Source organism: Specibacter sp. AOP5-B1-6 (assembly GCF_052376555.1).
Taxonomy (GTDB): Bacteria; Actinomycetota; Actinomycetes; order Actinomycetales; family Micrococcaceae; genus Specibacter.
Map to the genome: position 1 here is coordinate 1 of NZ_JBQSVT010000075.1, position 6,534 is coordinate 6,534.

Genomic DNA, 6,534 nt, shown 5'->3' on the forward strand with positions numbered 1-6,534 from the left:
ACTGGCCGCTTGCCTGCGGCTGACCCCCAAAGCCGGCTCCACCAGTGGATTGGGAGGCCGGACGCAAAAAATGCACCCTTCGATGAAATATCAAAGGGTGCATTTTATCTGCGGAGACGGGGAGATTTGAACTCCCGGTGGAGTTGTGCCCCACACTTCATTAGCAGTGAAGCCCATTCGGCCGCTCTGGCACGTCTCCAGCACTGGCTAAGGTAGAAGCCCCTAACCAGCATCCCAAACTTTACCCAGTAGATGCCCTACAAAGCAAAACGAAGGCGGGTGATGCGGCGTTGGACCCTCGCCTCCGTGCAGCGAAGGCTGGCTTTCCCGTCCGGAGTGAATGTCCCCTGCCGTTCCCGCCTACAGTTGCCCGTTCAACGCCCGCCACAGGAATTCGTGCGACGCCGAATGCAGCCGCGCCGCCTGCACATTGTTTCCGGCCCCGGCATGCCCGCCCTCGAGCGCCTCGTGAAACCACACCGGAATCCGCATCGATTCCATGCGTGCCGCCATCTTCCGAGCCTGCACCGGCCCCACCCGGTCGTCCGAGGTGGCCGTCCAGATGAACGTGGCCGGGTACTCAACGTCGGCGCGCAGCAGGTGGTACGGCGAAAACGTCTTGATGAATTCCCACTGCTCCGGGGCGTCCGGATCGCCATATTCGGCAATCCAGGAGGCCCCGGCGGACAGCTTCGTGTAGCGGCGCATGTCCAGCAGCGGCACCCCGCACGACACCGCCCCAAACAGCTCCGGATAGTGGGTGAGCATATTGCCCACCAGCAGGCCGCCGTTGCTGCCGCCCGCACAGCCCAGGCGCGACGGCGAGGCCACCTTCCGTGCGGACAGGTCGCGGGCCACCGCTGCGAAGTCCTCGTACGCCCTGTGCCGGTTTTCCTGCAGCGCGGCCGTGTGCCAGCTTGGCCCGTATTCGCCGCCGCCTCGGATGTTCGCCACCACAAACACGCCGCCGCGCTCCAGCCAGCTCCGTCCCACGGCCCCGCTGTAGGCCGGCGTGCGCGAAACCTCAAATCCGCCGTACCCGCTCAACAAGGTGGGGTTGCCGCCGTCGAGCACCAGGTCTTTGGGCCCGACCTGGAAATACGGCACGCGCGTGCCGTCGGCGGACACGGCAAAGTGCTGCTCCACGCTGTAGTTCTCCGCATTGAAGAACGACGGCGCCTCCCGCACCAGCGCCGCGACCTCGCCGGCCACCGGCGCAGCCGACGCCCCGCCAGTGCCGCCGGGCCCGGCCAGCGTGCCGCGGTACACCGTGGAGGGGGTGAGGAAACCGGTGGCCACGAGCCAGTAGTCGTTGCCCGCATTGGGGTTCTCGGGGTCGGCGTCCTCGTCGTCGACGGCGTAGGCGTCCACCGAGTGCAAGGGCGGGCATGCGTCAAGTTCCGACGCAGCCCAGTCCGCGGCGGGATCCAGCACCAGGATCTTGGAGGACACGTCGGCCAGGAGGTTCAGGAGCAGGAAGTCCCGGGTCCAGCTCCAGGACTGCAGCGACTGCGCCGCCGTGGGGGCAAAGATGGTGCGCACCTCCCGGCTGCCGGCCATGAATGCGTCCAGCCCTATGGCCAGCAGAGTGCCCGCCGCGTGGCTAGTGCCGGCAACGGTCCAGTCGGTGCGCGGGCGCAGCAGCAGCCATTCGTGGTGCAGGGAAACGCTCATGTCGTCGGGCACGTCGATGTGCACCCAATCCCCGTCCACGCGCAGGAAGGTGCGACTGTTGAAGAAGTCGAGCGCGTCGTAGGCCACGTCGCGTTCAAAACCCGGGGTGCTGCTGTGGGTCACGCCGCCGCTGATGTGGTCCAGCGGGACGGAGAACAACGGCTCCTTCTCCGCGAGATCCGCCAGCGACTCCCCGCGGCGCAGGACCCGCGTGGCTGCCGGGTAGGAGGACGCCGTCATGGATCCGGCTCCCGTGTCGGTTCCCACGTACAGCGTGTCCGCATCCAACCAGCTGAGCCGGGTCTTCGCCGTCGGAAGTTCAAAGCCGCCGGCCACGAAACCAAGCGTGGCAAGGTCAAATTCGCGGTAGGCAACGGCGTCTCCGCCATCGGGGGAGAGCGCGACCATGGCGTGCCGGTAGTCCTCGCCCGGGGCGGGGCGCAGGAACGACGCGCCGGCCCAGAACCAGTCCTCGCCCGACGACGCGCACAGGGCGTCAACATCAAGGAGGACGTCCCAGCTGGGGGAGGAGCTCAGGTAGCTGTCCCACGTGGTGCGCCGCCAAAGACCGCGCGGGTTCGCCTCGTCGCGCCAAAAATTGTAATACCAGCTGCCGCGCTTGGACACCATGGGAATGCGATCGGCCGAGTCCAGCACCTGCAGCACGGACGCCTCAAGGGCCGAGTAGGCGGGGTTCACCAGCGCGGCATCGGTGCGGGCGTTGCGCTCGCGGACCCAGGCCATGGCATCGTCGCCGTGGATGTCCTCCAGCCACAGGAATTCGTCCGCGGGTTGTTCGGAAATGGTCGGGGGCGCGGCAGTGTCAGTCATAGCCCCATCCTAGGCATCCGGCCTGAGGTCCCCGTGCCAGCCGGCTTTTTCGGCCACCGCGGCCCTCGATGTTCCAAGCTGCGCTGAACTCGCACCGGGTGTGCCGCATAACAGTGTCATGCGGCGCACCCGCCATGAGTTCAGCGCAGAACAGTGCAGCGGCTGCGGCGGCTCCGGCCGGGCGCGATCAGTTAAGCTCAAGGGGTGGAATCTACGGGCGTGCAGAGTGTTGTCATTGTGGGGGCGGGGCCCCGCGGGACTTCCGTCATGGAACGCCTGCTTGCCCGCCACGCGAAAAACCACGCTGACAACCACTCGGCAGATGCCGCGGGCACACCCAACAAGCTGCACATCCACCTCGTTGACCCGTTTCCGCCCGCTGCCGGACATGTGTGGCGCACGGAGCAGTCGCGCCTGTACCTGATGAACACGCCCAGCTTTTTTCCCACGCTGGTCCCGGACCAGGGCGTCGAGGCCCCGCCCCTGGCTGGCTGCAGCTTCAATGAATGGCGCGCGGTCCAACAAACGCTGCCCTGGGACCAGCTCAGCGACGGCGACAAAACCGAACTCGCCGCCCTGGGCGCCACGAATTTTCCCAGCCGGGCCCTGTACGGGCGCTACCTCAGCTGGTGCTTTGTGCAGCTCGTGCAGGCCATGCCCGACGGCGTCACCCTCACCGTCCATGCCGCTGAAGCCAAGCGGGTGGCGCGTGACCACGGGAACGGCGGGTTCGCCGTCGTGCTTCTGGACGGGACGAGCCTGCGCGCCGACCAGGTGGTGTTGGCGCTGGGGCATGTGGAGTCGAAGCTCAGCCCGGCCCAGCGTGAACTGCGCGACGACGCCCGCACCCACGGGCTCACCTATTTGCCGCCGGCCGTGCCCAATGATGTGGACTGGACGCAGCTGCCTGCCGGCGAAACGGTGCTGGTGCGCGGCATGGGACTGAACTTTTTTGACGTGCTGGGCCAGCTCACGGAGGGCCGTGGCGGGACGTTTGAGCCCACGGGCCGCCCGGCCGGGGAAGCCCTGCGCTACGTGGCGTCGGGGCTGGAACCTGTCATCGTCGGGGCGTCGCGCCGCGGCACGCCGTACCGGGCGAAGGCTCAGCTGGCCAGCTACTACCCGGCCGGCGTCACCTTGCGTTTTCTGGGCGAGGACGCCGTTGCCGCGATCCGGGCACTGGGCGCAACCGCCGGTTTTGACCACGACATCTGGCCGCTGCTGCACCGCGACACCCTCTGGGCCTACTACACGACGCTGGCCCGGACCCGCCCCGAAACCGTCACGCCGGAGCTGTTGCCTGAGCTGGATGTGCTGCTGCATTCCGGGCTCGACGGCGGTGACTCCGGGTGGGCGCAGCGGCTGAAGGAGCTGTTGGAGACCCACGTCCAGGACGGGTTCATCCTGGACCTGTTGGGCCTGGCCCGGCCGTTGTCGAGGCATCCGCGCAGCGCCGCCGCCACCCACCGCTTCACGTCGCACGCCCAGATGGATGCAGCAGTTTTGGAATACCTCTCAGCCGATGCTGCCGGTTCGGCCCGCGGTGAGGACGATCCCGTGAAGATGGCCATTGGGGCGTTGAACGCCGGCCGTGCCATCATCAAGTCGCTCGTGGCCGACCGCGGCATCACGGAGACCTCGTGGCTGGGAGAGCTGCGCGGCTGGTTTGAAGGCTTCGTGGAAGGGCTGGCAAGCGGTCCGCCGGCGCTGCGCACGGAGCAGTTGGCGGCGCTGGTGCGCGCCGGGGTGGTCCACTTCGCCGGGCCCGACCCGCTCTTTCGCATCCACGACGGGCTGTTCACCGTTAGTTCCCCGTGGGTCGCCAATGCCCCATGGGTGGCACGGCACCTGGTTGAGGCGCTGGCCCCGGCAAACCGCGTGCAGCACAGCGATTCGAGACTGCTCCGGAACCTGTTGGCCGACGGACTGGCCCGCCCCCGCATGATGCTGGCGGCCGACGGCGAACCCGTCGCGACCAGCGGAATGGACGTGTCGGCGCCGCCGTACCGGCCCCTGGATGGCACCGGCGTCCCCGTTGCGGGCTTGTATGTTCTGGGCCTGCAGCTGTCCTCGGTGCAGTGGGGCACCGCCATCGCATCCGAAGCGTCCGCCAAGTACCGCAGCGGCTACCGCACGGTTCGTGACGCCGACGCGATCGCGGCTGACATTCTGGCCCGCTGACGCCGAGCAAGCTTGTAAGGGTTCCGGAGGGCTGCGGGGGCAGCTATTGCGATTCGTCCGTGGCCGGAGGAAGCCGATTGTGCTCCCGCGACAGGAACGGGGTCTCAGCCGATCCACGTCCTGTAGCGGTGCGTGCAATGAAGAAGTCGACGAGCTCGGTGTCGAGCGGTGGTATGTCGATCGGGATCGAACCTGTGCGCAGCGAGCGGGTGGCAAGAGCGCCGACCGCGACCGCCTCTCGGGCGGCGACAGGGGAGAGTGCGGTGGGCGTGCCCTCGGCGACAAAATCGAGGAACTCTAGCATGGTTGCAAGATCGGCGTCTTCGTGGCCGGCTTCGACGCCGCTGATCGGGTATTCCTGGTCTCCCGTGGTGGACCAATTGCGTCGTCTGTTCCAGACTTTTACGACACCACCAGCCGTGTCGCCGGAGTTCTCGAGACGCCCCTCGGTGCCGATGACTGTGTAGTTACGCCAATAGTCAGGCGTGAAATGACACTGCTCGTAGCTAGCGGTCACACCGTTTTCAAGGGACATCATGACCATGGAGACATCCTCCACGTCGACCACAGGGTTGAGTCCAGTCTGTGACGCGGGCGGCCAATTATCGAAAGAGAACCAGTCTGTCATCATCTCATCGCCGCGATCGTGGCGATCGTCGATGTCGCCATAGACCGCAAGCGTGCCCATGCCTACTACCCGACGCGTGTACGCGCCGGCGAGCAAGTGGATTACGTCGAGGTCGTGGCTGGCCTTCTGCAACAGAAGCGAGTTCACCTTGCTTCGATCCGCGTGCCAGTCCTTAAAATAGTAGTCGCCTCCGTTGCCAACGAAATGGCGCACCCAGACGGCCTTGACCTCGCCGATTTCGCCTCGCTGGATAATCTCGCCCATGAGACGAACGACCGCGGCGTGACGGAAGTTGTGGCCAACGTAGAGCGGCGTGCCAGTGCTGTGTGCCACGGCAAGGACGGCGTCAGCCTCCTCAATGGTCACGGCGAGCGGCTTCTCCAAATAGACGGCAATTCCGGCGCGGAGCAGGTCGATCGCGATTTCGGCGTGCGTCCAATCCGGAGTGGTGACGATGGCTGCGTCCACCACTTCCGCTTCGATTAGCGAGGTGTGAGAGTCGAAGACTGCGAGTTCGCTGCCGAACATTGCACGGGCCCGGTCACGCCCGGCTTGCGTAATGTCCGCAGCAGCAGTGAGCCGGGCGCCAGTTTGGCTGACGGCAACGTGATCGGCGATGTAGGCTCTCTGCCCGGTACCGATTACGCCGATGCGGAGGCCGACCGCTGATCCGGCCGGATGATCATTCGTCAATTCCGCGGTGGGGTTCACATGTTCACTTTCGCTGATTTTTGGTGCGTTATTTAGGAATTTGCTAGGCAAACATAAAGCGACGGTGCCTTGCTGCATAACTTCATGCAATATTCATATCAAGTAATTATCAAGCCTGAAATATGGAAATCGGAATTATTGGCCTCTGATTCACGGGACATTATCCCTCCATTCAGACTTACCTTCTGGCCGCCGATTGCTTTTGTGGGATTTCGGGGCACGTTTGACTTCCGTCCCCGGGGGAGGTTCGATGCAGATCGCTTGATCGGCGTCCTAGAACTGTTGCCCGGAATGGGCAAACCCCAGATCATCGCCGACCCCTGCCAGCACCTCGCATGCGCTCACGCCCCCTATGTATGCACCACGCGGATCTTCGATTACTCCATCAACACTACGATCCAGTCCGTAAACCATTAGATCTCCATATTCGGGATTCTAAGAATGAGACTCCAGTCTGATTCCCTCGTCACATTGGATAGAGAAGTCTCGCCGATGCGGGAAGGATATTG

At 65.0% G+C, this 6,534-nt stretch carries 3 protein-coding genes and 1 tRNA gene; 1 reads left to right on the forward strand and 3 read right to left on the reverse strand.

All coding sequences use genetic code 11. The features are described from left to right. Positions 1 to 111: 111 nt before the first annotated feature. A tRNA-Ser gene (locus ACT3TS_RS19265) sits at positions 112 to 199 on the reverse strand. 161 nt (positions 200 to 360) lie between these two features. Beyond that, a complete protein-coding gene (locus ACT3TS_RS19270; RefSeq protein ID WP_444533147.1) occupies positions 361 to 2,505 on the reverse strand; it encodes a prolyl oligopeptidase family serine peptidase in 2,145 nt (714 codons plus the stop codon). Positions 2,506 to 2,709: 204 nt separating this feature from the next. On the opposite strand from ACT3TS_RS19270, the gene ACT3TS_RS19275 reads away from it, so the two are divergent. After that, positions 2,710 to 4,686: an FAD/NAD(P)-binding protein gene (locus tag ACT3TS_RS19275; RefSeq protein ID WP_444533148.1), complete on the forward strand. Its 1,977-nt coding sequence runs from the start codon at positions 2,710 to 2,712 to the stop codon at positions 4,684 to 4,686. Between the two features lie 43 nt (positions 4,687 to 4,729). On the opposite strand, the gene ACT3TS_RS19280 is transcribed toward ACT3TS_RS19275, so the two are convergent. Beyond that, the gene (locus tag ACT3TS_RS19280; protein WP_444533149.1) at positions 4,730 to 6,103 is read right to left on the reverse strand and encodes a Gfo/Idh/MocA family protein; all 1,374 of its coding nucleotides are present in this window, start codon (positions 6,101 to 6,103) and stop codon (positions 4,730 to 4,732) included. Positions 6,104 to 6,534: the final 431 nt, after the last annotated feature.

Excerpts from the sequence above, each read along its gene's own strand:
- ACT3TS_RS19270 (WP_444533147.1), bottom strand. The coding sequence starts at position 2,505 with ATGACTGACACTGCCGCGCCCCCGACCATTTCCGAACAACCCGCGGAC.
- ACT3TS_RS19280 (WP_444533149.1), bottom strand. The coding sequence starts at position 6,103 with ATGCAGCAAGGCACCGTCGCTTTATGTTTGCCTAGCAAATTCCTAAAT.